This window comes from Allobosea sp. LjRoot9 (genome assembly GCF_964252745.1).
In the GTDB taxonomy this organism is placed as follows: Bacteria; Pseudomonadota; Alphaproteobacteria; order Rhizobiales; family Beijerinckiaceae; genus Allobosea.
This window is the reverse complement of sequence record NZ_CAXUPC020000011.1, coordinates 83,055-108,463: the sequence shown is the minus strand read 5'-3', so window position 1 is coordinate 108,463 and position 25,409 is coordinate 83,055. Positions and strand designations below refer to the sequence as shown.

The 25,409-nt window shown below is 66.4% G+C and carries 24 protein-coding genes; 8 read left to right on the top strand and 16 right to left on the bottom strand.

Annotated features, from left to right (window positions below; translation table 11 throughout):
* Positions 1–10 precede the first annotated feature (10 nt).
* The gene (locus tag ACSQ3P_RS28050; protein WP_436168735.1) at positions 11–862 is read left to right on the top strand and encodes a hypothetical protein; all 852 of its coding nucleotides are present in this window, start codon (positions 11–13) and stop codon (positions 860–862) included.
* Positions 863–1,030: 168 nt separating this feature from the next.
* Here ACSQ3P_RS28050 and ACSQ3P_RS28045 read toward each other — a convergent pair whose 3' ends face one another.
* Together ACSQ3P_RS28045 and ACSQ3P_RS28040 are read right to left on the bottom strand one after the other, a co-directional pair.
* A complete protein-coding gene (locus ACSQ3P_RS28045) occupies positions 1,031–2,125 on the bottom strand; it encodes a serine hydrolase domain-containing protein (RefSeq protein ID WP_436168734.1) in 1,095 nt (364 codons plus the stop codon).
* 110 nt (positions 2,126–2,235) lie between these two features.
* Complete coding sequence (locus ACSQ3P_RS28040; RefSeq protein WP_436168733.1) at positions 2,236–8,040, bottom strand: hypothetical protein; 5,805 nt, start codon at positions 8,038–8,040, stop codon at positions 2,236–2,238.
* A 267-nt stretch (positions 8,041–8,307) separates the two neighbouring features.
* Between ACSQ3P_RS28040 and ACSQ3P_RS28035 the strand changes: the two genes are divergently transcribed.
* The 4 genes from ACSQ3P_RS28035 (at position 8,308) to ACSQ3P_RS28020 (ending at position 9,989) form a co-directional block, all read left to right on the top strand.
* Positions 8,308–8,646, top strand: a complete 339-nt coding sequence (locus ACSQ3P_RS28035) for an Hpt domain-containing protein (RefSeq protein ID WP_436168732.1) — start codon at positions 8,308–8,310, stop codon at positions 8,644–8,646.
* 254 nt (positions 8,647–8,900) lie between these two features.
* Positions 8,901–9,197, top strand: a complete 297-nt coding sequence (relB, locus tag ACSQ3P_RS28030; RefSeq protein ID WP_436168731.1) for a type II toxin-antitoxin system RelB family antitoxin — start codon at positions 8,901–8,903, stop codon at positions 9,195–9,197.
* Positions 9,184–9,471: a type II toxin-antitoxin system RelE/ParE family toxin gene (locus ACSQ3P_RS28025; protein WP_436168730.1), complete on the top strand. Its 288-nt coding sequence runs from the start codon at positions 9,184–9,186 to the stop codon at positions 9,469–9,471. Before relB ends, ACSQ3P_RS28025 begins: the two co-directional genes overlap by 14 nt.
* 197 nt (positions 9,472–9,668) lie before the next feature.
* Positions 9,669–9,989 (top strand): 2Fe-2S iron-sulfur cluster-binding protein, encoded by a 321-nt coding sequence (locus ACSQ3P_RS28020; RefSeq protein ID WP_436168729.1) that lies wholly within the window; start codon positions 9,669–9,671, stop codon positions 9,987–9,989.
* Between the two features lie 114 nt (positions 9,990–10,103).
* Here the strand turns inward: ACSQ3P_RS28020 and ACSQ3P_RS28015 are convergent, their stop codons facing one another.
* Positions 10,104–11,342 carry an MFS transporter gene (locus ACSQ3P_RS28015; protein WP_436168728.1) on the bottom strand — a complete coding sequence of 413 codons (1,239 nt, stop codon included), beginning with the start codon at positions 11,340–11,342 and terminating at the stop codon, positions 10,104–10,106.
* 220 nt (positions 11,343–11,562) lie between these two features.
* Here ACSQ3P_RS28015 and ACSQ3P_RS28010 point away from each other — a divergent pair, with 220 nt between their 5' ends.
* Positions 11,563–11,985 carry a universal stress protein gene (locus ACSQ3P_RS28010; protein ID WP_310153197.1) on the top strand — a complete coding sequence of 141 codons (423 nt, stop codon included), beginning with the start codon at positions 11,563–11,565 and terminating at the stop codon, positions 11,983–11,985.
* 3 nt (positions 11,986–11,988) lie between these two features.
* Here ACSQ3P_RS28010 and ACSQ3P_RS28005 read toward each other — a convergent pair whose 3' ends face one another.
* The 3 genes from ACSQ3P_RS28005 to ACSQ3P_RS27995 form a co-directional block, all read right to left on the bottom strand.
* Positions 11,989–12,591: a hypothetical protein gene (locus ACSQ3P_RS28005; RefSeq protein WP_436168727.1), complete on the bottom strand. Its 603-nt coding sequence runs from the start codon at positions 12,589–12,591 to the stop codon at positions 11,989–11,991.
* Between the two features lie 75 nt (positions 12,592–12,666).
* On the bottom strand, positions 12,667–13,842 hold the full coding sequence (locus tag ACSQ3P_RS28000; RefSeq protein WP_436168726.1) for a vWA domain-containing protein: 1,176 nt from the start codon (positions 13,840–13,842) through the stop codon (positions 12,667–12,669).
* A 321-nt stretch (positions 13,843–14,163) separates the two neighbouring features.
* A complete protein-coding gene (locus tag ACSQ3P_RS27995; protein ID WP_436168725.1) occupies positions 14,164–14,727 on the bottom strand; it encodes an HU family DNA-binding protein in 564 nt (187 codons plus the stop codon).
* Here ACSQ3P_RS27995 and ACSQ3P_RS27990 point away from each other — a divergent pair.
* On the top strand, positions 14,726–15,970 hold the full coding sequence (locus ACSQ3P_RS27990; RefSeq protein ID WP_436168724.1) for a flavin-dependent oxidoreductase: 1,245 nt from the start codon (positions 14,726–14,728) through the stop codon (positions 15,968–15,970). The genes ACSQ3P_RS27995 and ACSQ3P_RS27990 overlap by 2 nt on opposite strands.
* Here the strand turns inward: ACSQ3P_RS27990 and ACSQ3P_RS27985 are convergent, their stop codons facing one another.
* Together ACSQ3P_RS27985 and ACSQ3P_RS27980 are read right to left on the bottom strand one after the other, a co-directional pair.
* Entirely contained in the window at positions 15,971–16,282 is a 312-nt protein-coding gene (locus tag ACSQ3P_RS27985) for a PilZ domain-containing protein (protein WP_436168723.1), read from the bottom strand.
* A gap of 46 nt (positions 16,283–16,328) precedes the next feature.
* Complete coding sequence (locus tag ACSQ3P_RS27980; RefSeq protein ID WP_436168722.1) at positions 16,329–16,694, bottom strand: PilZ domain-containing protein; 366 nt, start codon at positions 16,692–16,694, stop codon at positions 16,329–16,331.
* A 363-nt stretch (positions 16,695–17,057) separates the two neighbouring features.
* Between ACSQ3P_RS27980 and ACSQ3P_RS27975 the strand changes: the two genes are divergently transcribed.
* Positions 17,058–17,420, top strand: a complete 363-nt coding sequence (locus ACSQ3P_RS27975) for a tudor domain-containing protein (protein ID WP_436168721.1) — start codon at positions 17,058–17,060, stop codon at positions 17,418–17,420.
* A gap of 122 nt (positions 17,421–17,542) precedes the next feature.
* Here the strand turns inward: ACSQ3P_RS27975 and ACSQ3P_RS27970 are convergent, their stop codons facing one another.
* The 8 genes from ACSQ3P_RS27970 to ACSQ3P_RS27935 form a co-directional block, all read right to left on the bottom strand.
* Positions 17,543–18,001, bottom strand: a complete 459-nt coding sequence (locus ACSQ3P_RS27970) for a cupin domain-containing protein (protein ID WP_436168720.1) — start codon at positions 17,999–18,001, stop codon at positions 17,543–17,545.
* Positions 18,002–18,019: 18 nt separating this feature from the next.
* Entirely contained in the window at positions 18,020–18,718 is a 699-nt protein-coding gene (locus ACSQ3P_RS27965; protein WP_436168719.1) for an ABC transporter ATP-binding protein, read from the bottom strand.
* Positions 18,719–18,881: 163 nt separating this feature from the next.
* Positions 18,882–19,631: an ABC transporter ATP-binding protein gene (locus ACSQ3P_RS27960; RefSeq protein ID WP_436168718.1), complete on the bottom strand. Its 750-nt coding sequence runs from the start codon at positions 19,629–19,631 to the stop codon at positions 18,882–18,884.
* Positions 19,624–20,643, bottom strand: a complete 1,020-nt coding sequence (locus ACSQ3P_RS27955; protein WP_436168717.1) for a branched-chain amino acid ABC transporter permease — start codon at positions 20,641–20,643, stop codon at positions 19,624–19,626. The genes ACSQ3P_RS27960 and ACSQ3P_RS27955 overlap by 8 nt, the downstream gene beginning before the upstream one ends.
* A complete protein-coding gene (locus ACSQ3P_RS27950; RefSeq protein ID WP_436168716.1) occupies positions 20,640–21,566 on the bottom strand; it encodes a branched-chain amino acid ABC transporter permease in 927 nt (308 codons plus the stop codon). Before ACSQ3P_RS27950 ends, ACSQ3P_RS27955 begins: the two co-directional genes overlap by 4 nt.
* A gap of 255 nt (positions 21,567–21,821) precedes the next feature.
* Positions 21,822–22,991: an ABC transporter substrate-binding protein gene (locus ACSQ3P_RS27945; RefSeq protein ID WP_436168715.1), complete on the bottom strand. Its 1,170-nt coding sequence runs from the start codon at positions 22,989–22,991 to the stop codon at positions 21,822–21,824.
* 279 nt (positions 22,992–23,270) lie between these two features.
* Positions 23,271–24,353, bottom strand: a complete 1,083-nt coding sequence (locus ACSQ3P_RS27940; protein WP_436168714.1) for a BMP family ABC transporter substrate-binding protein — start codon at positions 24,351–24,353, stop codon at positions 23,271–23,273.
* A gap of 31 nt (positions 24,354–24,384) precedes the next feature.
* Complete coding sequence (locus ACSQ3P_RS27935) at positions 24,385–25,308, bottom strand: ABC transporter permease (protein ID WP_436168713.1); 924 nt, start codon at positions 25,306–25,308, stop codon at positions 24,385–24,387.
* Positions 25,309–25,409 lie beyond the last annotated feature (101 nt).

Genomic DNA, 25,409 nt, shown 5'->3' with positions numbered 1-25,409 from the left:
CGCGCTCGCCATGATGCTTGCGAAATTTTTGACGAGCCGGCTGCACAACTTGCTCCAGCCCTGGCAATCTGCGGCCCGGAAGACGCGCCTGCGGGATTTCGATCTGACACCGGACGACGTGTTGTCCATCGCACATCTGCAGCCCGAAGCGCCCCATCGCTGCGAACATCCTTTGTGCGGCCTTTTGATTGCCGATGCGCGTCGATTCCACCAACGCAACGCGCCTCGATCGGGTTTCAGGCGCCGGTTCGTGCCGACCGCGATGCTGCTGGACATGGCCCGCTATCCGACATCGGACGCCTATATGCGCGCCGTCTCGAAGCGCTCCCATGGCAATATCGCCAGGGCAGCCAGGAAAGCGGCCCGCCTCGGCATCAGCTGCGCGCCCATTCAACTGGAAAGCTATGCGGCGAGCATGGCGGCCATCTCCGGGTCGAAGCGTTTTCGATCCGGTGGGCCGGTCCTGTCCGCCTGGTTCGGCGTCAGGTCCAAGCTCGTCGACACGCGGGACGCTCCCGCGGCGCCGGCCTGCCCCTCGCATTGGACCTTGGCATGGGGCGCCTTCGTCCAGGAATCGGCTGGTCCGAGGCTGGTCGCATATCTCGCGCTGAGACGCGTAGGCGACATGTGCCGCACGCACGAACTCATGTGCCACGGCGACTATCTGCAAGCCGGAGCCATGAAACTTCTGTTCCTCGAGGTGGCTCGCTGGCTGATGGATCGGCAAGCTCTCGAAGTCCAGGGCCTGCGCTGGTACATGTACGGCGCCATGGAACATGGCTCGTCCGGTTTGCATGAATGGAAGCGGCTGATGTGCTTCGAGCCCGCCAACCTCGCATTTGCGAGTCAGCCGGATAGCTGAGCGCGGCGTTTGGTCCGGCAAGGTCCAGCGCGCACGCCTGTTCACGGCTCGCGTGCCGGCGAGCGCCGGAGATGGCGGCACGGCCGCGCAGGCGCTCGACAGGGCGCTGTCGCAGGTGCTGATCGAGATCGTGGGCTGGGCGCGGTGAGCCGCGAGCAGGTCAGGACTCTACCGGCGCATCGTCGCGTTGGGGTCGCGTCCCGGATCACCGGCGTGCGCTGCGTTCAAAAGCAGCCACATCAAATGGCCCATCTGCCGCTCATTGACCTTGGCGGTATCGGTTTGGTGAACAACGACCAAGTCGTTCACGGGGTCGATGATGATGAACTGTCCATAGTTCCCATCGGCCCAGAAGCCGCCGGGAGACAGGTTCATGATTGCGACGCGCCGGTCAGGGAAACCGGTCCACCACATATAGCCGTAGCCGGACCGAAGATAGGTTTCCGACGAGGCGGTCGTGCTCTCCTGGACCCATGATGGTGAGACCAGGGCCCTGTCGCGCCAGCGCCCGGAACGCAGATAGAGCAGGCCGAACCGCGCCAGATCCCGCGCGCTCATATGTAACGGGTAGGCGGGATGCAGCGAGACGTCGCCCCTGACGTAATGACCGTCGCGCGGCCGATAATCCCGCATGCCGATGGGATTGCCGATGCGTTGCTGGAACATCTCGAAGATCGACGCGCCGACAGCGCGTTCGTAGATCGTTCCGAGAACATTGAAGTCCCAGTTGTTGTAGTACCAGAACGTGCCCGGTGGATGGCTTCCCCGAACGGGCCGGCGCGCGACCTGGCTCGGCATCTCGACGAGGGCGGGGCGATAGATGCCCGACCGGGACTGCAGCAACTGTCGAACCGTCGCCTGTTTCTCGGCCTCGGTGAGAGCGGGCGGAACATCATCGATGCCAAGCGAGCCGAGCGTTGCATCGAGCTCGATCTTGCCCTCCGACACGGCAATGCCGATCAGGGCGCTCAGAAGGCTCTTGCGCACCGAATATAATTGCAGCCGGCGGCCGATATCGCCCCAGCTATCGACGATGCGCCCATGCTGCACCACGATGAAGCTCGCCGTGCCGATGGACTGTGAGTAGGCCCGCGCCTGGGCCAGGATGTCTGTGTCCCACCCCGCTTGCTCGGGAGCTGTCCGATCCCACTCGCCTCCAGGCCAATCATCGACATGGGGCAACGGCACGGCGCGAAGCGGAGAACCTCGCAATGTCAGATAGGCGAGGGGCAGTGCCAGAAGGCTGCGGCGATTGACTGACACGAGACCGTTCTCCAGCGAGTTCGTCCAATAGGCCGCGAACGCGACGCTGCGCTCAAACGAAAAAGGCCGCCCCCCGGGGCGGCCTTTGGTTTTCGTCTGTCCGCTCGCGCTTACTCGAAGCGCCCGCTGGCATGGGCCAGCATCGTGTAGACCTTGCCCGTCTCGGAGGTCAGGTAGGTCTTGGCCACCATCGAGTCGCGGTCGTCCTTGGCCGCCTCGCCGAGCAGGCGCTCGAACTCGTCGATGTAACGGTCGACCGTCTCCTTGAACTCGGTGTCGCGGCGGTATTTGCGCCGGATCTCGTCGAAGGTCTGCTGGCCCTGCAGCGTGTAGAGCCGGCGCGTGAAGACGTTGCGCTCGCCGCGCTTATAGCGGTCCCACAACTCGACGGCCGCTTCGTGGTCGATCATCCGGGCGATATCGACGGAGAGCGAATCGAGCTTCTCGATCGAATGCGCGGTCGGCTTGCTGGCCTCGCTGGGCTGCTCCTCGCGCGAGGCGCGGTTGAGCAGGTCGGAGAGCCAGCCCGCCTTTGCCGGCGGCTGGACCTCCGGCTGCGGTGCTGGGGCGCGTCGCGGCGCCTCCTCGGCCGGGGCGGGGCGGGGCGGCGCCGGTGTCGGCTTGGGGGCCTCGACCCGCGCTTCGGTGCGGGCGGGCTGCTGGGGCGCCGCGTCGAACGAGGGCCGCAATTGCGGCGGCTCGCTGACCGCGGGCAGGCGCGCCTGCGTCACGGTCGTATAGGCCGGCACTGTTACGGTCTGCGCGGGGGAGGCGCGACGGGCTGGAGCCTCGGCGGGGAGGGTGACGTCGTTGCGCCGGCCCGATTTGGTGACGATCTCGGTCAGCTCGTTCAGCGCCTTGATCTGCTCGGAGACGACGCGGCGCATGGCGGCGGTCGATTCCTGCGTCTCGCGGGGCAGGTCCAGCACGCCGCGCGAGAGCTCGGCGCGCGTCGCTTCCAGCTCGCGCTTGATGTCGGCCGTGACGGACCGCATGTCCTGGGCCGCGCCCTGGAAGCGTTCGGTCACCTTGGCGAGCTCGCCACCGACCTCGGTGGTGACCTGCTCATAGGCCGAGCGCAGCGCATGGGCGGTGCGTTCGCGCTCCTTGCCGGTCGTGGCGCGGATCAGCTCGAACTGCTGCGTCAGCGCGGTGGTCGTGGCTTCGGCCGAGTCGCTCAGCACGCCGCCGATCTGGCGCGCACGCGCCTCGGCCGAGCTCAGCGAATCGTCGATCAGGGCGGCGAAGGAGCGCGTGATCGATTCCACGTCGTCGGTGCGGGTAGCAATCAGCCCGTGCAGCTCCTCCAGCGTGTCCTTGCGATCGGAGAGGGCCTTGCCGACGCGGGCCTCGACCTGCTCCAGCCGTGTCGCGACGGCATGAAGCGCGGCTGCGCTCGCCTGGGTCGCCTCGGTCAGCGAGGCGCCCTTGTCGTCGAGCTGGCCGACGAGCGCGGTGGTCTGCCGCAGCGTACCCTCGGAGAAGGTCTTCAGCTCCGAGACCTGGGCCGCGACCTGCTCGGACGCGCGCCCGGTCTCCTCCATCACCGTGGCAACGACGCTCTGCAATTCGCCGACGCGGGCCGAGAGGCTGCCTTCGACGGCGCCGAGGTTCTTGTTCGCCCCGGTCACGATCTGCTGCATCAGCTTGTTGGCCTCGCCGAGGCGTCCCAGCATGCCGCCGAGTTCGTCGCGCAGCTGTTCGTTGGTGCTGACGAGCGTGTCGACCGACTGGCGCGTGCCGGATTCCAGCGTCTCGCGCAGGCCACTGGACGAGGCGTCGAGCGCGCTCGTGATCTCGGCGCCGCGATCGCGCAGCCCCTCGATGATCGAGGTGCCGCGGCTCTCGATGGCGCGCACCACGGTCTGGCCGACATTGGCGACTTCGCCGGCGATGGCCTCGCCGCGCTGGCTCAGCGCGCCGAGCATGCCGCCGCCGGTCTCGTCGAACATGATGCGCAATTCGTCGGCGCGGGTACCGAGCGCGGCCGAGATCGCGTCCGACTTGCTCTGCAGCGTGTCGGCGAATTCGCGGCTGCGGGTGTCGAGCGTGCCCGAGACCGTATCGAGCCGGTTGACGACCCGCTCCTCGAAGCGCGCCACGCTCTGGTCGAGCGTATCGGCGATCTGCAGGGCGCGGCCGCCCAGCGTCGCATTGATCGCATCGGCCTTGTCGCTGAGCGTGCGCGTCAGCGACTCGCTCTTGGAGGTCACGACCTCGCCGATCTCGTCGGCCTTGGCCGCAAGCGCGCGGGTGACTTCGCGGCCGCCTTCGGCGAGCACGCGTGCGATATCGACGGTGCGCTCGACCAGTGCCTCGTTGAGCGCGGTCGCCCGCGAACCGAGATTGCCGTCGATCCGCGCGATCAGCCCGTCGAGCGACTGCCCGATCTCGGCGCTCTTGGCGCTGGAGCGTTCCTCGAAGACCCGGATCTGGAGCTCCATCGCCTGGGCGGCCTCGTTCGTCCGCGCCGACAGGATCTCGGACGCCTCGCTGGAGCGCGCCCCGACCTTGTCGGCGAGCGCCTGGCCCTCATGGGTGAGCAGGCGTTCGACCTGGGCAAGGCGTGACGTCACGGTGTCGGTGAAGCCGCGGGCATTGTCGGCGAGCCTGGAGGCAAGCGCGCCGCCCTGGTTGAGCACGATGTCCTCGAAGGCGGCGAGCCGTGCGCCGAGACCGTCCGTGATCTCGCGGCCCTGCGCGTCGAAGAGCTGGATCAGCGCGTCATGCTTGCCGGCGAGCGCCTCGTTGAGCGCTTGCGAGCGGCTCTCGACCGAACGCAGCATCGATTCGGCGTTGGCGGAGAGCGCCTCGTTGACGCGTCCGCCCTGCTGCGTGAGAGCCAGCACGATCTCGCGGCCGGTGCCGGCGAGCAGGGTCCGGGCGTCCTCGGCATGGATGGTGAAGGTGTCGCGCAGGGTTTGCGTGGCCTCGGTGACGCGCTCGGCGACATGGCGGCCATCGACATTGATGGTCTCGGTCAAGACGCGGGTGGCGTCCGTCATGCGGCGGGCCAGATCCTCGCTCTGCTCACCGAGCAGGCCGTGGACCTCACGGCCGGTCGAGACGAGATCGCGGACCATGGCCTCGCGCTGCTCGCCCAGGAGCGCGCCGACCTGATCGCCGGTCTCGCCCAGCCGGGTGAGGAAGCCGCTCTGCTGCTCGTCGAGCGCGGCGCGGGCGCCGTCGGTCGCCTGCTTGACCCGCTCGGTCAGCGCCGTCGCCTGCTCGTCGAGCTGGCGGTTCATGGTATCGCCGGTCTCGCCCAGTCGGGTGATCAGGGCGCTGCTGCGCTCGGCCAGCACGCCGTGCACGGAGCGGCCGACATCGGTGATGCGCATCACCAGGGCCTGGCTCTCATTGCCGAGCAGGTCCTTGATCTCGAGGCCGGCCTGCGAAACCTTGACGGTCATCGCGCCGGCCTGCTCGTCGAGCAGGGCGCTGACGCGCGAGCCCGTCTCCGACAGACCGGAGATCAGGGCGGCGCTCTGCGTGCCGATCAGGCCGTGAAGCTGCTCGCCCGCCAGGCCGAGACGCTCGACCAGCGCGTCGCCATGCTTGCCGACGAGGACGTCGATGTCCTGCGTCGCCTGGCCGAGCCGCGAGACCAGGGACTGGGTGCGCGCCTCGAGCAGGCTGTCGACGTCCTGTCCCGCCCCGGAAACGCGCGACACGAGCGCCTCGCTGCGGCTGTCGAGCAGCCTGACGGTCTCGCCGCCGGCGTTGGAAACGCGCGTGACGAGAGCGTCGCTCTGCTCGTTCATCAGCGCGACGACATCCTTGCCCGCGCCGGACACAAGCGAGACCAGGGCTTCGCTTTGAGCCGCGAGCAGCCCGTGCACCTCCTGGCCTGCGCCGGTGACGCGCGAGACCAGGGTCTCGCTTTGAGCCGCGAGCAGCCCCTGCACCTCCTGGCCCGCGCCGGTGACGCGCGAGACCAAGGTCTCGCTATGGCCATCGAGCAGCCTGACGGCCTCATTGCCGGCGCCTGAAACGCGCGAGACCAGGGCCTCGCTATGGCCGTCGAGCAGCCTGACGGCCTCATTGCCGGCGCCCGAAACGCGCGAGACCAGCTTGTCCGCCTGGCCGTCGAGCAGCGCGTGGACAGTCTCGCCGGTTTCCGCCAGGCGCGTCACCAGGCTGCCGCCCTGTTCGGTGAAGAGCCCGTGGACCGAGGCGCCGACCTCGGTGATGCGCGAGGTCAGGTCCTGGCCATGGCGGCTGACGGTATCGCCGATCGACTTTCCGGCCTCGTCGACGCGCAGGATGATGGCGTCGCTGCGCTCGCGCAGCACGTCGTCGACCGTCCGCGCCGTCTCGTTCAGGCGCGTCACCAGGCTCTCGCCCTGGGTGCCGATCAGGCTGTTCACGCTCTCGCCGATCTCGAGCAGGCGCGAGGCGATATGCTCGTTCTGGCGGCTGAGCAGGCCGTGGACGCCGCGTCCGACCTCGGCAAGGCGCGTCGTGACGCTTTCGCCTTCCTCGGAGAGCGAGGCGCGCAAGGTTTCGCCGGTTTCCGCGAGCTTGGCGCCGAGCGCCTCGCTCTGCCCCTCGATCAGCGCGATCATGCCGCGGCTGGAGGTTTCGAAACGCTCGGCGACATCTGCGCCGCGGGTGGAGATTTCCTTGGCGAGGCCTTCGCCGGTGAGGCGCAGCGTCTCGTTCACGGTCTCGGCGCGCTGGGCCAGCGAATCGACGACCTGCGTGCCGGTCTCGCTGATGGCGCGGGTCACGTCCTTGGCGCCCGTGGTCAGGCCCTCGGTGAGGATGGCGCCGGTGCGTTCCAGCGAGGTCGCGATCTCCTGGGCACGGCCGTCGAGCAGCGTCGACAGGTTGTCGCTGGCTCCCGCCAGCCGCTCGCTGACTTCGCCAGAGGTGATCTGCAGGCGCTCGACGAGGTCGTTGCCGCGGCCGCTGATCTCGTCGACCATGCGTTCGCCGGCGCGTCCCAGCGCCAGCGTGATCTGGTCGCCCTTTTCGCCGAGCGAGCCGGTGACCCTGTCGCCGGCCTGGGTGACGGCCTCGGCGATGACGCGGCTGGCGTTGTCGAGGTCCTTCGACAGGCTCTCATGGGCGCCGCTGATGGCGAATTTCACACGCTCGGCATTGCCGACGACCGCTTCGCGCTGCGTCACGAGTTCGTCGATCAGCGAGCGCAGCCGGATCTCGTTATCGGCATAGGCGCGTTCCAGCGTCGCGATCTCGCCACGCACGATCGTCTCCAGCTCGCCGGCGCGCGCGACGGCGCGCTCGATGCCGTCACCCATCGCAGCGACTTCGCGGCGGATGGTCTGGCTGAGCGAGAGGATGGAATCGGCGCCGACGATCTCGGGCTCGGCCAGCCGCAGGGCGACTTCGGTCATGGCGCGCGAGACGAGGCGCATCTCCTGGGTGCGGCGGTAGAGCGCCGCCAGGACGAAGAAGAAGATCACGGGCGCGCCGGCGAAGAGCGCCAGCAGCGTCCACTCGCCGATGCCGAAGGCGGTGAGACGCTCGGAGAGGCCGTTGGAGAGGGTGCCGTAGCGGCTGACCAGCAGGAAGAAGGCGCCGCCGAGCCAGCCGAGCGAGGCGAGCGCAGCGAACCAGTAGGGACGCAAGGAGGGGCGGGCGGAGAAGGCCTGGACCAGCGAGCTCGAATCGCGCCGGTCGTCATTGGCGACGCGGCTCGTATCGGGCGCGATCAGCGGGCGCTGCGTCGATTGCGGCGGAGGCGCAGCCGGCTGCGACTGGACGGGCGCAGCGGCTTCGACGCGGGGAAGCTCGATCTTCAGATCGGTGTCAGCAGTCATGGGCAGCTTGGGCTCGGCTGCCGTGCCGGTCTCGGCGTCGCTTTTCGGCTGGTCCAGCCGCAGCGCCTCCTCGATCGCCGACATCGCGGCTTCGGTCGGGTCTTGGAGCTTTTTTTGCCGGGTCATGCTTGCCGCCTCGCTACGCCACTGCTGATGGGCGCCCGCTCGTGCCTTCGCCGCGATTGGGAGCCGCCTCTGGCTCTCTCGCTACGGAAGGACACTGCGCCCATCATTTACCAGTTGTGAAGGGTAGTGGACGCACCTGGTGATGGAAACCCATTTGAGTGGCTGATTCACAAACGTCGTTAACGCCTCATTCACCATGATGGCGCTTGTTAATGGCTAGAACTGCCGCCTCTGCGGCTCTCCAAACGTCACCACCTCGAGCCTGAAATGCCCCAGACCGCCATCGATCTCGCCCATCTCGCCCGCCAGAGCGGCGGCGACCATGCGCTGGAGCGCGAGCTTCTCGCCCTCTTCGCGCAGCAATGCGTCCGCCATCTGCGCACCATCCATGCCGGTGCCGACGCCCAGACCCGGATGGACGCAGCCCATACCCTGAAGGGCGCGGCCCTTGCCATCGGAGCCTGGCAGGTTGCCGATGCGGCCGATGCGATCGAGCAGCACCTGGCCGAGCCGGACTCGCGCCGGACGGAAACGGCGATGGACGCCCTTGCCCTGGCCGCCGCCGAGGCGCGCGCCGCGATCTCGCGGCTCGATTGCGCGGCCTGAGACTCCTTTCGAGACTTGAGCCCTCATCCTGAGAAGGCCGAAAGGGCCGTCTCGAAGGATGAGGGCTGAGGGAATTCTCAGACACGATCGATTCTAAAAGCTTCGAGATCGCTTATGCGAGAAGCCGAGACCCGCTTTTTCGCGGAATGCTCTGAGCGTCCAAACCGCCTTGGCGCGGCACTCCTGCTGAAAGAGGGGTTGTTCGTCTCTCAATTGAGAGACATGATTGGGGTGGACACCATGGAGAACTCCCGATGGCTCAAACCTCGATGCTTCACGTTCGCGTGGATGACAAGCTGAAGGCCGATGCGGCAGCCAAGCTCGCCAATTTCGGCCTGACCGTCTCCGATGCTGTACGCATCCTGTTAGCCCGCGTCGCCATTGAAGGCGGCTTGCCGGCCGGCCTCACGGTCGACCCGGAAGCCTATGACGCATGGTTCAAGGCCAAGGTGCAGGAGGCTCTGGACGACACGCGGCCGGCCATGCCGCATCAGCAGGTTATGGACGAAGCTCAAGCGATGATCGACAGGAAGCGCCGTGCCCGTGCTTGAGTGGCGACAGGCCGCCCGCACCGATCTGCTGGCGATTGTCGATTATATCTCTGACGACAACCCGGATGCGGCACAACGTCTGAAAGATGAGATTGAGGCGAAGACGGCGAAGCTGCCGGAGCATCCGAAACTCTATCGCATGGGTCGCGTGCCCGGCACCCGCGAAATGATCGTGCGATCGAATTACGTCTTGATCTACACCGAGGATGTCTACGCCGTGACGATCTTGCGCGTGCTCCACGCTGCGCAGCAATGGCCGCCGGAGAGCACGTAGAGGGCATATGTCCGCGACGGCCTCGAATTTGGAGCGGATTTGATGAGACGCAGTCTCACGAATACGATTCACCGGCGACCTTAGCCCTTGGCGTCTCACCGAAACCGGCCAGCTGACACCTGCAGTTGGAAAAGTCCTTTCCTCGACTATTGGAAATGCTCTAAGCGGAGCGCGCCATTCGCCCGCCGGAGTTCATGATGCCCAAGATCACCTTCATCGACGCTCAAGGGGAAAGCCGGACCGTCGAGGGCGAAACCGGCTCCACCGTGATGGAAGTCGCCGTGCGCAACGCCATTCCCGGCATCGAGGCCGAATGCGGCGGCGCCTGCGCCTGCGCCACCTGCCACGTCTATGTCGATGACGCCTGGGCCGCCAAGACGGGCCATCCGGAGTCGATGGAGGAGGACATGCTCGATTTCGCCTTCGACGTGCGCCCGACCTCGCGGCTGTCCTGCCAGATCCGGGTCAAGGACGATCTCGACGGATTGATCGTCCGGACGCCGGCCCGGCAGGGCTAGAGCAGTTTCCGATCCCATTGGATCGTTCAACAGCTCTAGTTTTTTGTTTTAACGCGTTTTCTTCACGCGAACCGGTGTCCACTTCGCTCGAAAACGCTCTAACGCCGCTTCCGCTCATTCCGCGGCGACGGGAACAGCCTGCGTCATCGTGGTCTCGTTGCCCGGCGCCGGATGACGCGGCACGAGGAAGGCGAGCGAGAGCGACATGGTCGCGACGCCTGCGCCGATGATGAAGACGATCGCCGGATCGTAGATCCAGATCAGCCCGAAGGTCACCGGCAGGAAGACCGCCGCGATGTGGTTGATGGTGAAGGCGACCGCCGAGGTCGGCGCGATGTCGGCGGGATCGGCGATCTTCTGGAAATAGGTGCGCTGGGCCAGCATCAGCGTGGTGAAGATGCCGTCGATGACGAAGAGAGAGCCGGCGACGATATAACCCAGTTCGGCGAAATGCCCGCGGCTCGCCAGCGCATAGCCGACGAAGACCGCGACCAGCGAGACATTCTCCATCTGGATCGTAGCGCGTTCGCCGACCCGCCCGACGAGCTTGCCGAGCATCGGCCCCATGAAGGTGTTGATGCCATAGGTCGCCAGCAGCAGCGTCGCGGTGGCCGAGACGTCGTAGCCGAAGCGCTCGACCAGCAGGAAGCCGCCGAACGCCATGAAGATCTGCCGGCGCGCGCCCGACATGAAGGTCAGCGCGTAATAGAGCCAGTAGCGCTTGCGCAGCACGAAGCCCTTGTTCTGCGGAACGGTGCCCTGAAAGCGCGGAAACAGCAGCCAGACCGCCAGCGCCAACGTTGCCGTGGCGAGGCCCGCGACCATGAAGACGACGACATAGCCCGGCTGGAAAGCCCGCCAGACCACGGCGATCGACCCGAAGGCGAGGAGCTGCGCCATCGCAGACGCGCCGGCGACCTTGCCGAGCAGCCGCGGCGCCTCCGCTTTCGGCAGGAGCTGGAGCTGGAGCGATTGCTGCGAGGTCTCGTAATAGTGGAAGCCGAGCGACATCACCGTCGTGGTCAGCAGCAGGCCTCCCAGCGTCGGATAGAAGCCGGTGATGGCGATGCCGATGCCGAGCGTCACCAGGCTGAGATAGGCCAGCATCTGCTCGCGCATGATCCAGAACAGGATGATGGCGGTGAAGGCGAGGAAGCCCGGAATCTCGCGCACCGACTGCAGGATGCCGATATCCTGGCCGGTGAAGCCGGCGGCTTCCTTGGAGAAATTATTGATCAGGGCGTTCCAGCTGGCAAAGCCGAGCCAGTTTACGAAGGCCAGCACCATCAGGAAGGCCGTCGGGGACTGCAGGAGCGTCCTGAAGCCGCGCGGGGCGGAAGGGGCGTCGGTCATCGGACGGCCTGGCAAGAGGAACAGCCTAGAGGAACGGCGGGAGGCGCCGTTGCTGGCTTCGCAAGCTGTGGCTGCGTGCCGCGGTACTCTTAAGGCCAGGCGTGGGAGCGTCAATTCCGCTCCGTCATGGCGCCCATGCACATGCGTGGTTCGCAGCGGATCGTGGTATGATGCTTTTGCGAAAGCAGGACGTTACGACGCCAACAGCCAGGAGGATGCGATGTACAAATCGATTCTGGTTCCTGTCGATCTCGCCGAGGCCGATCTGGCCGAACCCGCGATCGCTGCGGCTGTCGCCTTCGCCGAAACCTCCGGCGGCACGATCAGGCTGGTTTATGTCCGCTCGCTCGTGCCGATTACCTATATGGAATTCGTGCCGGCCGATTTCGATTCCGAGCAGCAGACCGACGCCGAGGCGAAGCTCGCCGCCATTGCTGCCGCCATCCCGTTGCCGCCTGAGCGGGTCTCGGCCAAGGTGCTGGTCGGCTCCGTCCATGGCGAGGTTCTGGCCGAGGCCGACGCCAGCGGCGCCGATCTGATCGTCATCGGCTCGCATGAGCCCGGCATATTGGCCTATGTCATCGGCTCCAACGCTTCGACCATCGTCAGGCGGGCGAAATGCTCGGTCCTGGTCGTGCGGTAGGCTTCACGTCTGGACGCGACCCGGCACCAGCTCGTCGGGCACCTCGCCGCGTGTCAGGTCCCGCGGCCGGTTCAGCCTGATCATCGGCCCGACCTGCCAGTACGAGGCTGCCGCCAGCAGCACCCCGAGTCCGCCGGCCGCATACGCGCCCTGCTGGAAGGCGCGCGCGGTGAAATAGGCCAGCATCAGCAGGGACAGCCCGCCGACGAGGGCGAGCGCCAGCCAGAGCGCGAAGGGCTTGCCGGCAACGAAACGGACCTTGGGGTTGGCGCGCTGGACCTCGCGCGCGAGCGCCGTGACGAAGGCGTGGTAGCCGGCGTCGTCACGCTCGACATCGGTCAGCGAGCGCCAGGACAGGTTGCCGAAGGTGATGCTCTTGCCGTCGCTGAGGCGCAGCTGCGTCCTGTAGCCCTTCGAGCTGATATTGCCGGGCGCGTAGAAGAAGCGGATCTGCTCGATTGCAGCCAGCCTGACGCGGTCGACCTTGCGGGTCGTGTCGATCTCCAGCACGTCGCCGTCGAGCCTGTAGGCGATCTCGAAGCCGATCGGCTTCGGGCGCTGGCGCCAGACCGGGGGAGGGGTGTCGTCGTCATGGTGAGGCTGCATGGCCGCGAGCCTTAGAGCATGATGCTTGTCGATGGAAACACCGCGTCAAGCTGCAGAGGCCGGAGCCGGCGCTTGTCAGCGCGCCAGCACCTTCATCGCCCCATCAAGCCCGTCCAGAGTCAGCGGGAACATGCGGCCGGCCATCAGGCCGCCGATCTGGCGGATCGACTGGGTGTAGCCCCAGAGATGCTGCTGCACCGGGTTGAGCCAGACCGATTTCTGGAACCGTCCGGTCAATCGTTCCAGCCAGACCTGGCCCGCCTCCTCGTTCCAGTGCTCGACCGAGCCGCCCGGCATCGCGACCTCATAGGGGCTCATCGAGGCGTCGCCGACGAAGACGACGCGGTAATCGGCCGGATAGGTCCGCAGGATGTCCCAGGTCGGGATGACCTGGTCGTGCCGGCGGCGATTCTCGCGCCAGACCCGCTCATAGGGGCAGTTGTGGAAGTAGAAATGCTCGAAATGCTTGAACTCGGCGCGGGCTGCGGAAAACAGCTCCTCGGCCAGTTCGATATGCCAGTCCATCGAGCCGCCGACATCGAGGAAGAGCAGTACCTTCACGGCGTTGCGCCGCTCGGGCCGCAATTTCACGTCGAGATAGCCGTGCCGTGCGGTCTCGGAGATGGTTGAGTCGAGGTCGAGCTCCTCGGCCGCGCCGGTCCGGGCGAATTTGCGCAGGCGGCGCAGCGCGATGCGCAGGTTGCGCACGCCAAGCTCGCGCGTGTCGTCGAAATCCTTGAATTCGCGCTGGTCCCAGACCTTCACCGCGCGGAAATTGCGGTTCTTGTCCTGGCCGATGCGCACGCCTTCGGGATTGTAGCCATAGGCGCCATAAGGTGAGGTGCCGGCGGTGCCGATCCATTTCGAGCCGCCCTGATGGCGGCCCTTCTGCTCCTCGAGCCGCTGCTTCAGCGTCTCCCAGAGCTTCTCCCAGCCGAGCGCCTCGATCTCAGCCTTTTCCGCGTCGGTGAGGTATTTCTCGGCGAGCTTGCGCAGCCACTCCTCGGGGATGCCGGCCTGCTCGATGGCTTGGCCAAGCGTCTCCATGCCCTTGAAGACCTGGGCGAAGACCTGATCGAAACGGTCGAGATGGCGCTCGTCCTTCACCAGGCAGGTCCGGGCGAGATAGTAGAACTCCTCGACGCGGTGCTCGGCGAGGTCGGCTTCGACGCCTTCCAGCAGCGCCAGATACTCCCGCAGCGTGACGGGAACCTTGGCGGCGCGCAGATCTGTGAAAAGGCGGAGGAACATCAGGCTAATGTGCGGGGCCTGGGCCTGCGGTCAAGCCGCTCTTGCGCACATCCTGCTGTGGTCGAAAAGTTGGAGCAGGATCAATGCGAAAAACCGGTTCCCACTTTTTCGCATCCAGCTCTTGCCTGGTGAGCGCCGTTCTCTCCGCCGTCATCCCGGGGCCAGGCGGCGGCGCCGCTTGTCCGGGATGACGGGGAGGGAAACGATCAGAGCATTGCGCGAAAAACTGGCTACCGGTTTTTCGCTGGAGCAAGGCTCTCAACCTTTAGGATCGATCACGTCGCATTCGGACGGAACCGTCCGAATGCGACGTGATTGAGATCACGCGACGGCGTCAGCGAGATCCTTGGTCACCTTGAACTTGACGACCGTCTTGGCCGGAACCTTGATCATCGCGCCGGTCGAGGGGTTGCGGGCCTCGCGGGCCTCGCGCTTGGCGGCCGACAGCTTACCGACGCCGCCCAGCGTGACGTCGTCGCCGGACTTCAGGGTCTTGGCGACGACCGCGCCCAGCGAGGCCAGGACGGCCGAGACGTCGGTCTTGGTCTTGCCGGTCTCGTCGGCGATGGCGGCGATCAGTTCATTCTTGGTCATGAATTCCTCCTTGAGAAGGGGGTTGTACAGCGTCGCGCAAGGCCGAGCGTTCGTACGGGGTTGCTCCCACGGATCGTTGCTCCCGCAATTTGCGGCGCGCGAAGGCGCCAGTTGACACAGCTGCAATCGAAAGACGACAGCCGCGGCGGTAGATACGCACAGAAATCCGCTTCGTTCCGCTCTTCGCGCGGCTAATGTTGCACGATTCCGACGCTGCCGCGGTGCGATTGACAAATCAGGGCTAGTTATTTCAAGCTTAAAATAATTAGACGAGCGGGGGCGGGCAGGCATGAAGGTCATCATCGTCGGGGGCGGGATCGGCGGTTTGGCGCTGGCGCTCATGCTGCACGCGCGCGGCTTCACGCCGACCGTCTACGAGCAGTCCGGGGAGATCCGCGAGGTCGGCGTCGGCATCAACACATTGCCGCACGCCATTCGCGAGCTCGCCGAGCTCGGGCTGCTGCCCGCCCTCGACGCGGTGGCCATCCGCACGCGCGAGCTCGTCTACATGAACCGCTTCGGCCAGACCGTCTGGCGCGAATTGCGCGGCCTGCACGCCGGCGCACCGGTGCCGCAATTCTCGATCCATCGCGGCCGCCTGCAGGGCGTGATCCGCGATGCGGTGGTGGCGCGGCTGGGCCCGGACGCGCTGCGCACCGGCCGCCGCCTGCAGGGCTTTTCGCAGGATGAGGGCGGCGTCACTGCCCATTTCGCCGATTCCCGGCGCGGCGAGGGCGGCGAGACGGCCCGCGCCGATATCCTGATCGCGGCCGACGGCATCCATTCGGCCGTGCGCGGCCATTATTTTCCCGATCAAGGGCCGCCGCGCTGGAACGGCGTGCAGATGTGGCGCGGCGCCTGCGACTGGCCGCTCTTTCTCGATGGCGAGAGCATGATCATCGCCGGCGGCATGGCCGGGAAGCTGGTGCTCTACCCGATTGCATCAGGCGCGACGCCGCAGACGCGCCTGACCAACTGGGTCGTCAACATCCGCACCGGCGACCCGGCCAAGCCGCCGCCGAAGGAGGCCTGGTCCAAGCCCGGCCGGCTCGAGGACGTGCTGCCCTTCGCCCGCCGCTTCAGCGTGCCCGGCGTCGATATCATGGCGCTGATCCAGGCCTCGCCCGGCTTCTGGGATTATCCGATGTGCGATCGCGATCCGCTGCCGCGCTGGACCCATGGCCGCGTCACGCTGCTCGGCGACGCCGCCCATCCGATGTATCCGGTCGGCTCGAACGGCGCCTCGCAGGCGATCCTCGATGCGCGCTGCCTCGCCGATCTGCTGGTCCGTGCCGAGCATCCCCGCCATGCGCTCGCCGCCTATGAGGCGGTCCGCCTGCCCGCCACCGCCGAGATCGTGGCGATGAACCGCGTCGGCGGTCCCGAGCGCGTCATCGATGCCGTCGAGGCGCTGGCGCCCAATGGCTTCGATGATGTCGAGCGCGTGCTGAGCTATGCCAAGCGCGAGGCGATCGTGAAATCCTATGCCGGGAAGGCCGGCTTTGCCGCCGAACAGCTGCTGAAGCGCGCCTGATCAGCCGAGCTGACGCCGCTTTCGTATGGCGTCGAGCGAAATCGGCGCGACCGGCTGGCATTCCCCCGGCGTCAGGAAGGCGACTCCGACATCGTCTCCGCGACGCCAGCATTGCCGGACGCGGACGCTCTCGCCCGGGCTGTCGATCTCGAATGTTTTCGGCAGCGCGATCCAGTCGCTCATGCGGACCAGCGCGCCGGTGTCCGACCAATTGCGCAGGGTGCAGTCGAGCACCGACTGGCCGCCGTTGAAGACGACGCTCGCGCCCCGATAGACCCGGCTGCGCGGCGTTTGACGACGTTCAATCCTCATGGCGCGGTTCCCTTCCCGGACAAAGCCGGACGTCGCCTGACTCGATTCAGCCAGCTTCGGTGAGCTGGCGGATGCGGCTCTTGAGGCGGGCGTTGTCCTGCTCGCAGCTCTTCAGCCGGCGGGCCATATCGAGCGGCACCACGCTTTGGCTTTCGGGCTGCGCCTCGAAGGCGACGCCGATGCGCCCGCCATCACGCCAGCGCACCCGGGCGTTGTAGGAGCGCTGGCGCTGGGCAATGTCGAGATCGAAGGCGCTGGGCAGCGCCACGGCGTCGGAGAGCAGGAGCAGCGCGCCCTCCTCGGACAGGTTGCGGACGAGGCAATCCAGCGTCGAGCGCCGCTGGTTGAAGCAGACCATGCCGCCCAACAGGGTGCGCAGGCGTTGGTTCTTCCGGCGTTCCGTGGTCGTCATCGCAGGCCCTGATCCAGTGGCGTCGTCGTTGCGCATTGCAACCTGAGCGCGATTATGGCGGAAGCCGCAACGAGGCGCAGCCTTAAGCTTTGCTTAACCTTAACGGAGTGCCTTTCGGGCGCCTCCGGACAGCGGCGGAGCTTCGATCTCGTATTCCGGCGATGCCCAGTCATCATGACGTAGCTTCGGCGGCGCGCAGCTGCGTTTCGTTGGATTGGCGGTCGCGATGATGACGCAGAGTTGGTTCCGGTGCGTACCGGATTCCGCATTGCGATTACCCCGCGGCAACAATGCATTATTGTCGAAAGGCTCTTTATGACGTGTTACGTCACGTGTAGCGGCAGTTCGATTTGGAGATGGACGATGAAGATTTGGCTGGTGATCGGTGCGCTTCTTGGCGGCGCCGCTACAGCGCAGGCGCAGACCCCCGGTGATTGGGTGCTCGCACGCTTCAAGAACGGCAACTACTGGTTTCCCGGCGTGCTCCAGAGCGTTTCAGGCGATCGACTCACGATTCAGTATGACGATGGTGATCGCGAAACGCTCCCGCTCAGCAGCGTGCGTCCTTACAACTGGACCATCGGCAGCCGCGTCGAGTGCAATTTCAAGGGCGGCGGCAAGTGGTTCCCGGGCAAGATCACCTCGCTGGGCGGGACCGCGCTCGCGATCGACTACGACGATGGCGACAAGGAGCGCACCAAGACGGGGCTTTGCCGCTCGCGCTGACGATTTTCCAGAGCGTTTTCGAGCGAAGTGGCTACCGGTTCGCGTGACGAAAACGCGTTAAAACAAAGATCGAGAGCAGTTTCCGATCCAATCGGATCGGAAACTGCTCTCGCTGCCATCGCTCAAGCGCCTTCGGGTGGCGGCGGCAGGAAGTCGATCTCGTATTTCGCCGACAATGCCACGACCTCGGCAGGGTTCTGCTGCGGCATCGAATGGATCGCCCAGAACAGGTCGTAGAGCCGTCCGGTCGGCGCGACCCAGAACAGGCATTTCACCGCGGCCTCGCTCTTGTTGAAGAGCCCGTGCGGGACATTGCGCGGCAGGCGGACCAGGTCGCCGGCGGTGGCGACGCTGTCCTGCCCGTCGAGCACGAGGTCGAGCCGGCCTTCGAGCAGATAGATGAACTCGTCCTGGGTCGGATGGATATGAGGCGGCACGAAGGTGCCGGGCGGGAAGGTCGCGTGCCAGGAGAACGAATCCTGGCTCAGCGACTTGGGTACATAGGTCTGGCCCAGGATGTTCCACGAGATGGCATCGATGCCCTCATTGGCCTTGGTCACGCCGGCGGTCAGCGGTTTCATCGGCTTCTCCTTTGCCCTTTAAAAATGCAGGAAGCGGTCCTTGACCGCGCTGTCGCTGCGCAGCTCGTCGCTCGAGCCGCGCCAGACGATGCGGCCTTTTTCCAGCACCACATGCCGGTCGGCGAATTTCGCCAGTGCGTCGACATTCTTGTCGATCACCAGAATGGATTCGCCCTCGGCCTTCAGCGCCGTCAGGCAGGACCAGATCTCCTGCCGGATGATCGGGGCGAGACCCTCGGTCGCCTCGTCCAAGATGATCAGCTTGGGGTTGGTCATCAGCGCGCGGCCGATCGCCAGCATCTGCTGCTCGCCGCCCGAAAGCTGGTTGCCGCGATTGGCGCGGCGCTCCCTCAGGCGCGGGAAGAAATCATAGATCCGCCCGATGTCCCAGCGCGCCTTGCCGAAGCGGCTGGCGGCGGTGGCGATCAGGTTCTCCTCGACCGAGAGCGTCGGGAAGATCTGCCGGCCTTCCGGTACCAGCCCAATGCCGGCTTGCGCGATCTTGAACGGGGCGGCGCCAGTGAGGTCGCGCCCCGCCACGCTGATCCGCCCGGCTTTCGGCGGGATCAGGCCCATGATCGCGCGGATCGTCGTGGTCTTGCCCATGCCGTTGCGGCCGAGCAGGGTCACCACCTCGCCTTCGCCGATGGTGAGGTCGATCCCGAACAGGATCTGCGCCTCGCCATAGCCGGCATCGAGCGCTTCCACGATCAGCATGGCGGGGCGGCCCCTTCTGTCATTCCGGGGCGACCCGCAGGGTCGAACCCGGAACCCACGACCGGGTGAAATAGCCCAACGACATTATGAGCACCGCGCCCAGTCGTGGGTTCCGGGTTCGCTGCGCGCCCCGGAATGACAGGGGAGGGTCTGCGTGTCGCCATCACCCCTCCTCGCCGAGATAGGCTTCGCGCACGGCGGGGTCGGCTCGCACCGTCGCCGGGTCGCCCGAGGCGATGACGCGGCCATAGACCAGCACGCTGACTGTGTCGGCGAGCGCGAACACGGCCTCCATGTCGTGCTCGACCAGGAGCATGGCGTAGCGTCCCTTGAGGCTCCTGAGCAACGATATCAGGCGCTCGCCTTCCTCGCGGCCGACGCCGGCGAGCGGCTCGTCGAGCAGGATCGCAGCGGGCTCCAGCGTCAGCGCCATGGCGATCTCGAGCGCACGCTTCTCGCCATGGGAGAGGCGGCCGGCCAGCACATGGGCGCGCTCAGTGAGCCCGACGGCTTCGATCGCCGCCCAGGCGGGCCGGTTCAGTGCCTCGTCGTGTGCCGCATTGCGAAACAGCGCGAGCGGATGGCTGGCGCGCGCCTGCACGCTAAGCGCGACATTCTCCAGCACCGAGAGCGAGGCGATGGTGGAGGTGATCTGGAAGGTCCGGGCGAGGCCGGCCCGCGCCCGCTTCTCGGGCGTGAGACCGGTGATGTCGGCGCCGCGAAAGCGGATGCTGCCGGCATCGGGCCGCAGCATGCCGGAAATCTGGTGGACGAGCGTGGTCTTGCCGGCACCGTTGGGGCCGATCAGAGCGTGTAGTTCGCCGGGCGCGAGCGCAAGATCGACCCCGTCGGTGACCTTCAGAGCCCCGAAGGCCTTCCTGACGCCGCTGAGCGCGAGCACCGGCTCAGTCATCGCGCTTGCTCCCGAATTTGCCTGCAAGCTTGCCGATGATGCCGACCAGGCCGCCGCGCGTGAACAGCACGAAGAGCACGATCAAGGGGCCGAAGATTACCCGCCAATGCTCGGTCCAGCTGGACAGCACGTCCTCGGCGAAGAGATAGGCGAGCGCCCCGATGATCGCGCCATGCAAGCTTCCGACGCCGCCGAGCACCACCATGAAGATGAGCTCGCCCGAGCGCTGCCAGGAGATGAAGGCGGGGCTGACGAAATCGGTCTGGTTGGCGAGGAGGAAGCCGGAGAGGCCCGCGATCATGCCCGAGATGACATAGGCGATCAGGCGGATACGGCCGACATCGTAGCCGGTCACGGTGACCCGCGTCGCGTTCTCGCGCGCGGCGCGCAAGGCCCGGCCGAAGCGCGAGGCGACGATGGTGCTGATCAGCGCGTAGCAACCGGCAAGCGTCGCCAGCGTGACGTAGAAGAAGGATGTCCGGTTGGCGAAGGGCTTGAAGCCGGCGATCGTGCTGCGCTCATAGAGCGTCAACCCGTCATCGCCGCCATAGGCCGAGAGCGCCTGCGCCAGGAAATAGGCCATCTGGCCGAAGGCGAGCGTGATCATGATGAAGGCGACGCCGCGCGTCCGCAGCGAGACGGCGCCGGTGATCGCCGCAAAAAGCGCGCAGGCTGCGAGGATGACCGGCAGGATCAGCAGCGCCTCGCTTCGCCCCTCGGTGATCATGATCCCGGTGACATAGGCGCCGATGCCGATGAAGGCGGCATGGCCGAAGGAGACCAGCCCGCCGACGCCGAGGATGAGATCGAGCGAGAGCGCTGCGATGGCGAAGATCATCGCGCGCGTCACCAGCGTCAGCCAATGCGCAGGGACGCCGAGCGAGACCGCAAGCGGCATGGCGGCCAGCGCCAGGAACAGCACGACGGCAATGACCGGCCGCCGGCGTGGCGGCGCGGGCGGCAGGGTGGCCTCGGCAAGGGCGGGCCGGATACTGGCGAACTCGGCGCTCATGAGCGGCCCTTGGCCGGCAGCAGGCCTTCGGGCCGGACGAACAGCACGATCGCCATGACGAGGTAGATCAGCATCGAGGAGAGCGCTGCTCCCGTCGCCCGGGCCGAGGGCGCGCTCATGAACAGGCGCAGCAGGTCGTTCATGAAGGAGCGGCCAAGCGTGTCGACGAGGCCGACGATCAAGGCGCCGACGAAGGCTCCGCGGATCGAGCCGATGCCGCCGACCACGATGACGACGAAGGCGAGGATCAGCACCGTGTCGCCCATGCCGGGCTCGACCGAGAGGATGGGCGCCGCCATCGCGCCGGCAAAGCCTGCGAGCATGGTCCCGAAGGCGAAGACCACCATGAACAGCTTGCGGATGTCGACGCCGAGCGCCGAGACCATCGAGGCATTGGAGGCGCCGGCGCGCAGTAGCATGCCGGTGCGCGTCTTCTCGACGATGAACCAGAGCAGCCCGCCGACCGCGAGGCCCGAGCCGATCAAGGCGAAGCGATAGACGGGATAGAGGATGCCATCCATCAGCCGGACCGAGCCGGTCAGGAATTCGGGCACCGGCACGGAGAGCGGGGCCGCGCCCCAGATGATCTTGACGCCCTGGTTGAGCAGCAGGATCAGCCCGAAGGTGGCGAGCACTTGGTCGAGATGGTCGCGCTCATAGAGATGGCGGAAGACCAGGAATTCGAGCGTGAGCCCGATCAGCAGGGCGGCCGCGAGCGCCAGTGCCAGCCCGAGCACGAAATTGCCGGTCAGCCCGACGAAGGTCACGGCGAGATAGGCGCCGAGCATGTACTGCACGCCATGCGCCAGGTTGATGAAGTCCATCACGCCGAAGACGAGCGTCAGCCCCGCCGCGACCAGGAACAGCAGGATGCCGAACTGGAGCCCGTTGAGGATCTGGACGATGAGGAGGCTGGTGGTCATGGGTCAACCGCGACGATGCCGGAAGGGCGCGGGGAACCCTCTCCCATAGGGAGAGGGCAGGGTGAGGGGTAGGCCGTTTGACTAGTCGGGCTGGCGCTGAGCGCGCACCTTGGTTCAGGCTGACGATTTCGGGCCTGCACCTCACCCCTGCCCCTCTCACCGATCTCGGGCTTGCCCGAGATCGGCACTCAGAGTGTCGAAGTCGGGTAGACCCGACTTCGATGCAGGAGAGGGGTTCCCCGAGGTTCAGTCGCTTTATTTAAGTGCGCAATCCTTGGCGTGCGGGTCGGCGTAGTCCGTGAACACCTTCTGGGCGATCTCGGTCTGGAACTTGCCGTCCGGGCGCTTGGCGACCTTGACCAGGTAGAAGTCCTGGATCGGGTAGCCATTGGTGTTGAACTTGAACTTGCCGCGCAGCGAGGTGAAGTCGGCCTTCTTGATCGCGGCACGCAGCTTGTCCTTGTCGCCGGTGCCGCCAGCCGCCTTGACGGCGGAGTCGATCAGCATGGCGGCGTCATAGGACTGCTGGGCATAGGAGCCGGGCACGATCTTGTAGGCCGCCTCATAGGCGCTGACGAAGGCCTTGGTCTGCGGGTTGTCCATGTTCGGCGCCCAGGTCATGCCGCCGAAGAGGCCGACCGCCGCGTCCTGCTGAGCCGGCAGCGTCGATTCATCGACGGTGAAGGCCGAGAGGAACGGGATCTTGCCCTGCAGGCCGGCCTGCGACCACTGCTTGACGAAGTTGACGCCGAGGCCGCCGGGCAGGAAGGCGAAGACGACATCGGGCTTGGTCGAGGCGATCTTGGCGAGGTCGGAGGCGAAGTCCATCGAGGTCAGGGGCGCATAGACCTCGTCGACGATCTCGCCCTTGAAGTAGTTCTTGAAGCCGGCGAGCGAGTCCTTCCCGGCCTGGTAGTTCGGCGCGATGATATAGGCGCGCTTGTAGCCTTGGTCCTGCGCGTATTTGCCCAGCACCTCGTGGACCTGGTCGTTCTGGTAGGAGGTCACGAAGAAGTTCTGGTTGCAGGCCTTGCCGGCCATGGTCGAGGGGCCGGCATTGGGGCTGATCAGGAAGGCGCCGGAATCGAGCACGGGCTTGGCGATGGCGCCGAGAATGTTCGAGAACACCGGGCCGACGACGAAATCGACCTTGCCGCTATCGACGAAGGCCTTGACCTTGCCGACCGCGACATCGGGCTTGAGTTCGTCGTCGATGACGGTGATCTGCACCGGCACGCCGCCGAGCTTGCCGCCCTTCTGGTCGACCGCCAGCTGGAAGCCGTCACGGACCTGTTGGCCGAGCGCGGCCGCGGGGCCGGTCAGCACGCTGACCACGCCGATCTTGATCGGCTCCTGCGCCTGGGCGCTGGCCGCGCCGAGCGCCAGCAGGCCGACGCTGAGCGAGAACGCGAATTTGAGTGTCATGTCCGATGTCCTCCCGGGACGAACGAGAAAGCGACGGCGCGGCAGGGGACCCTCACCCTCTCCACCACGCGATGACGGCATATTGTTTCAAGCTTAAAATATCTGCAAGGGGTTCAAGGCGAAGAATTTTCGCGGGGTGTCATCCCGTGCGCGCTGCGGCGCGAAGTGCCGCTGCGCAGACACGGGATCGTCGCCAGAAAGAGGCGCTTTCCCGTCATGCGGTCCCGCATCTGCGCCGCAGCACTGCGTGCTGCAACGCGTGCGGGATGACACGCTGCCTCACGCCTGCACGCCGTCGATGTACCAGTCCATCTTCGACATCACCTCGTCGGAGGCCTTCTCGCCGGCCTTGACCCGGACCTCGCCCTTGAGATCCTTCAATTCGCCGGTGAAGGGGTGGAGCGTGCCCGCCACGATGCCCTTCTGGACCTCGTCGGCCGCCGCTCGCGCCGCCGGCGTCACCGCGTCGTTATAGGGCGCGAGCTTGACGAAGCCGTCCTTGATGCCGCCCCAGACGTCGCCGGATTTCCAGCTGCCGTCCATGACCTCCTTGACGCGCTTGACGTAGTAGCCCGACCAGTCGTCGACGATCGCCGAGAGATGCGCCTTGGGTGCGAAGGCTTTCATGTCCGAGGCCTGGCCGAAGGCGAAGACGCCGCGCTGCTCGGCCGCCTGCAGGGCGGCAGCCGAGTCGGTGTGCTGGGTGATCATGTCGGCGCCCTGGTCGATCAGCGCCTTGGCGGCGTCGGCCTCCTTGGCGGGGTCGTACCAGGTCGAGGCCCAGATCACCTTGGTCTTGAAGTTCGGGTTCACCTTGCGGGCGGCCAGCGTGAAGGCGTTGATGCCCATCACCACTTCCGGAATCGGGAAGGAGGCGATGTAGCCGGCCTGGCCGGTCTTCGACATATGCCCGGCGATGGTGCCGATCACGGCCCGGCCCTCATAGAAGCGGGCGTTGTAGGTCGCGACATTCTCGGCGCGCTGATAGCCGGTCGCGTGCTCGAAATGGATCTTGGGGAACTGCTTGGCCACCTGGATCGTCGGGTTCATGAAGCCGAAGGAGGTGGTGAAGATGATCCGGTTGCCGGCCTGGGCGAGCTGGCGGATGGCGCGTGCGGCGTCGGGCCCCTCGGCGACGTTCTCGATGAAGCTGGTCTTGATCTTGTCGCCGAACTCCTTCTCCAGCGCCTTGCGGCCCTGGTCATGCGTCCAGGTCCAGCCATGGTCGCCGACCGGGCCGACATAGATGAAGCCGACGCCGAGCGGGGCCTGCGCCGAAGCCTGCCCACCGATCAGCGGCAGGGTCGCGGCAGCGGCGCCCGCACCGAAATTGAATCTGCGGCGGGTGATGATCGAGGTCATGATGTGGTCTCCCCGTTTATGGTTTGCGGCGTCACGACGCCGAGAATGGCTTGCCGAGGCAGGCCGGCGCATCGAGCCGGCCGGTCGTTCGTCCTAGCGACATCATGGTCAGAACGGCAATTGTCGCAAGGTAGGGGGCGGTCGCCAGAAGCTCCGGCGCGAGCCAGGTGACGCCCGCCGCCTTGGCCTGCAATTCGAGCGTCATCACCGCTCCGAACAGATAGGCCCCCAGCAGCAATCGCCCGGGCCGCCAGGCGGCGAAGACGACGAGCGCGAGCGCGATCCAGCCGCGCCCGGCGGTCAGGCGGTCGGCCCACATCGGCGTCAATGCCAGCGAGAAATAGGCGCCGCCCAGGCCGGCGAGTGCCCCGCCGAAAGCGATCGCGCCATAGCGGATGGCGATGACGGGGTAGCCGATGGCATGGGCCGAGGCGTCGTTCTCGCCGACGGCGCGCAAGATCAGGCCGGGCCGCGTCTTGCGCAGGAACAGGCTGACCGCCAGCACCAGCGCGAGCGAGAGATAGACGACGATGTCGTGGCCGAAGACGGCGCGCAGGATCGGATGGCCCGACAGCGCCTCGGGAAAGACCGGTCCCAGCCGCGTGATGGTGCGCCCGACGAAGCCCGCCCCGATCAGCGAGGAGGCGCCGATGCCGAAGATCGTCAGCGCGAGCCCCGTCGCGACCTGGTTGGCGGTGAGCGAGAGCGTCAGCACGGCGAAGATCATCGCGGTGGCGACGCCGGCGGCGAGCGCTGCGACGAGACCCAGCGCAGTGCTGCCGCTGCTATAGGCGACCGCGAAGCCCGCGACCGCGCCGGTGAGCATCATGCCCTCGACGCCGAGATTGAGCACGCCCGATTTCTCGACGACGAGCTCGCCCAGCGCCGCCAGCAGGATCGGCGTCGAGGCGGCGACGAGGGTCATCAGGATCGAGACGAGAATGGCTGAGGTCATGGGACAGCCACCAGCGATGTCTCGGTCCCTTCCAACACCCGCGCCGTCAGCCCGGACGCAGCGCAGCGGAGCTCCGGGATCCATCGTAGAGCGCTGGAGCC

Coding starts and splice junctions, on each gene's coding strand:
- ACSQ3P_RS28010 (WP_310153197.1), top strand. CDS start 11,563: ATGTACAAATCGATTCTGGTTCCTGTCGATCTCGCCGAGGCCGATCTG.
- ACSQ3P_RS27950 (WP_436168716.1), bottom strand. CDS start 21,566: ATGACCACCAGCCTCCTCATCGTCCAGATCCTCAACGGGCTCCAGTTC.
- ACSQ3P_RS27995 (WP_436168725.1), bottom strand. CDS start 14,727: ATGCCTGCCCGCCCCCGCTCGTCTAATTATTTTAAGCTTGAAATAACT.
- ACSQ3P_RS28020 (WP_436168729.1), top strand. CDS start 9,669: ATGCCCAAGATCACCTTCATCGACGCTCAAGGGGAAAGCCGGACCGTC.
- ACSQ3P_RS28040 (WP_436168733.1), bottom strand. CDS start 8,040: ATGACCCGGCAAAAAAAGCTCCAAGACCCGACCGAAGCCGCGATGTCG.
- ACSQ3P_RS27965 (WP_436168719.1), bottom strand. CDS start 18,718: ATGCTGATCGTGGAAGCGCTCGATGCCGGCTATGGCGAGGCGCAGATC.
- ACSQ3P_RS28000 (WP_436168726.1), bottom strand. CDS start 13,842: ATGTTCCTCCGCCTTTTCACAGATCTGCGCGCCGCCAAGGTTCCCGTC.
- ACSQ3P_RS27990 (WP_436168724.1), top strand. CDS start 14,726: ATGAAGGTCATCATCGTCGGGGGCGGGATCGGCGGTTTGGCGCTGGCG.
- ACSQ3P_RS27980 (WP_436168722.1), bottom strand. CDS start 16,694: ATGACGACCACGGAACGCCGGAAGAACCAACGCCTGCGCACCCTGTTG.
- ACSQ3P_RS27955 (WP_436168717.1), bottom strand. CDS start 20,643: ATGAGCGCCGAGTTCGCCAGTATCCGGCCCGCCCTTGCCGAGGCCACC.
- ACSQ3P_RS28050 (WP_436168735.1), top strand. CDS start 11: ATGATGCTTGCGAAATTTTTGACGAGCCGGCTGCACAACTTGCTCCAG.
- ACSQ3P_RS27975 (WP_436168721.1), top strand. CDS start 17,058: ATGAAGATTTGGCTGGTGATCGGTGCGCTTCTTGGCGGCGCCGCTACA.
- ACSQ3P_RS27935 (WP_436168713.1), bottom strand. CDS start 25,308: ATGACCTCAGCCATTCTCGTCTCGATCCTGATGACCCTCGTCGCCGCC.
- ACSQ3P_RS28035 (WP_436168732.1), top strand. CDS start 8,308: ATGCCCCAGACCGCCATCGATCTCGCCCATCTCGCCCGCCAGAGCGGC.
- ACSQ3P_RS27940 (WP_436168714.1), bottom strand. CDS start 24,353: ATGACCTCGATCATCACCCGCCGCAGATTCAATTTCGGTGCGGGCGCC.
- ACSQ3P_RS28015 (WP_436168728.1), bottom strand. CDS start 11,342: ATGACCGACGCCCCTTCCGCCCCGCGCGGCTTCAGGACGCTCCTGCAG.
- ACSQ3P_RS27960 (WP_436168718.1), bottom strand. CDS start 19,631: ATGACTGAGCCGGTGCTCGCGCTCAGCGGCGTCAGGAAGGCCTTCGGG.
- relB (WP_436168731.1), top strand. CDS start 8,901: ATGGCTCAAACCTCGATGCTTCACGTTCGCGTGGATGACAAGCTGAAG.
- ACSQ3P_RS27945 (WP_436168715.1), bottom strand. CDS start 22,991: ATGACACTCAAATTCGCGTTCTCGCTCAGCGTCGGCCTGCTGGCGCTC.
- ACSQ3P_RS28005 (WP_436168727.1), bottom strand. CDS start 12,591: ATGCAGCCTCACCATGACGACGACACCCCTCCCCCGGTCTGGCGCCAG.
- ACSQ3P_RS27970 (WP_436168720.1), bottom strand. CDS start 18,001: ATGAAACCGCTGACCGCCGGCGTGACCAAGGCCAATGAGGGCATCGAT.
- ACSQ3P_RS27985 (WP_436168723.1), bottom strand. CDS start 16,282: ATGAGGATTGAACGTCGTCAAACGCCGCGCAGCCGGGTCTATCGGGGC.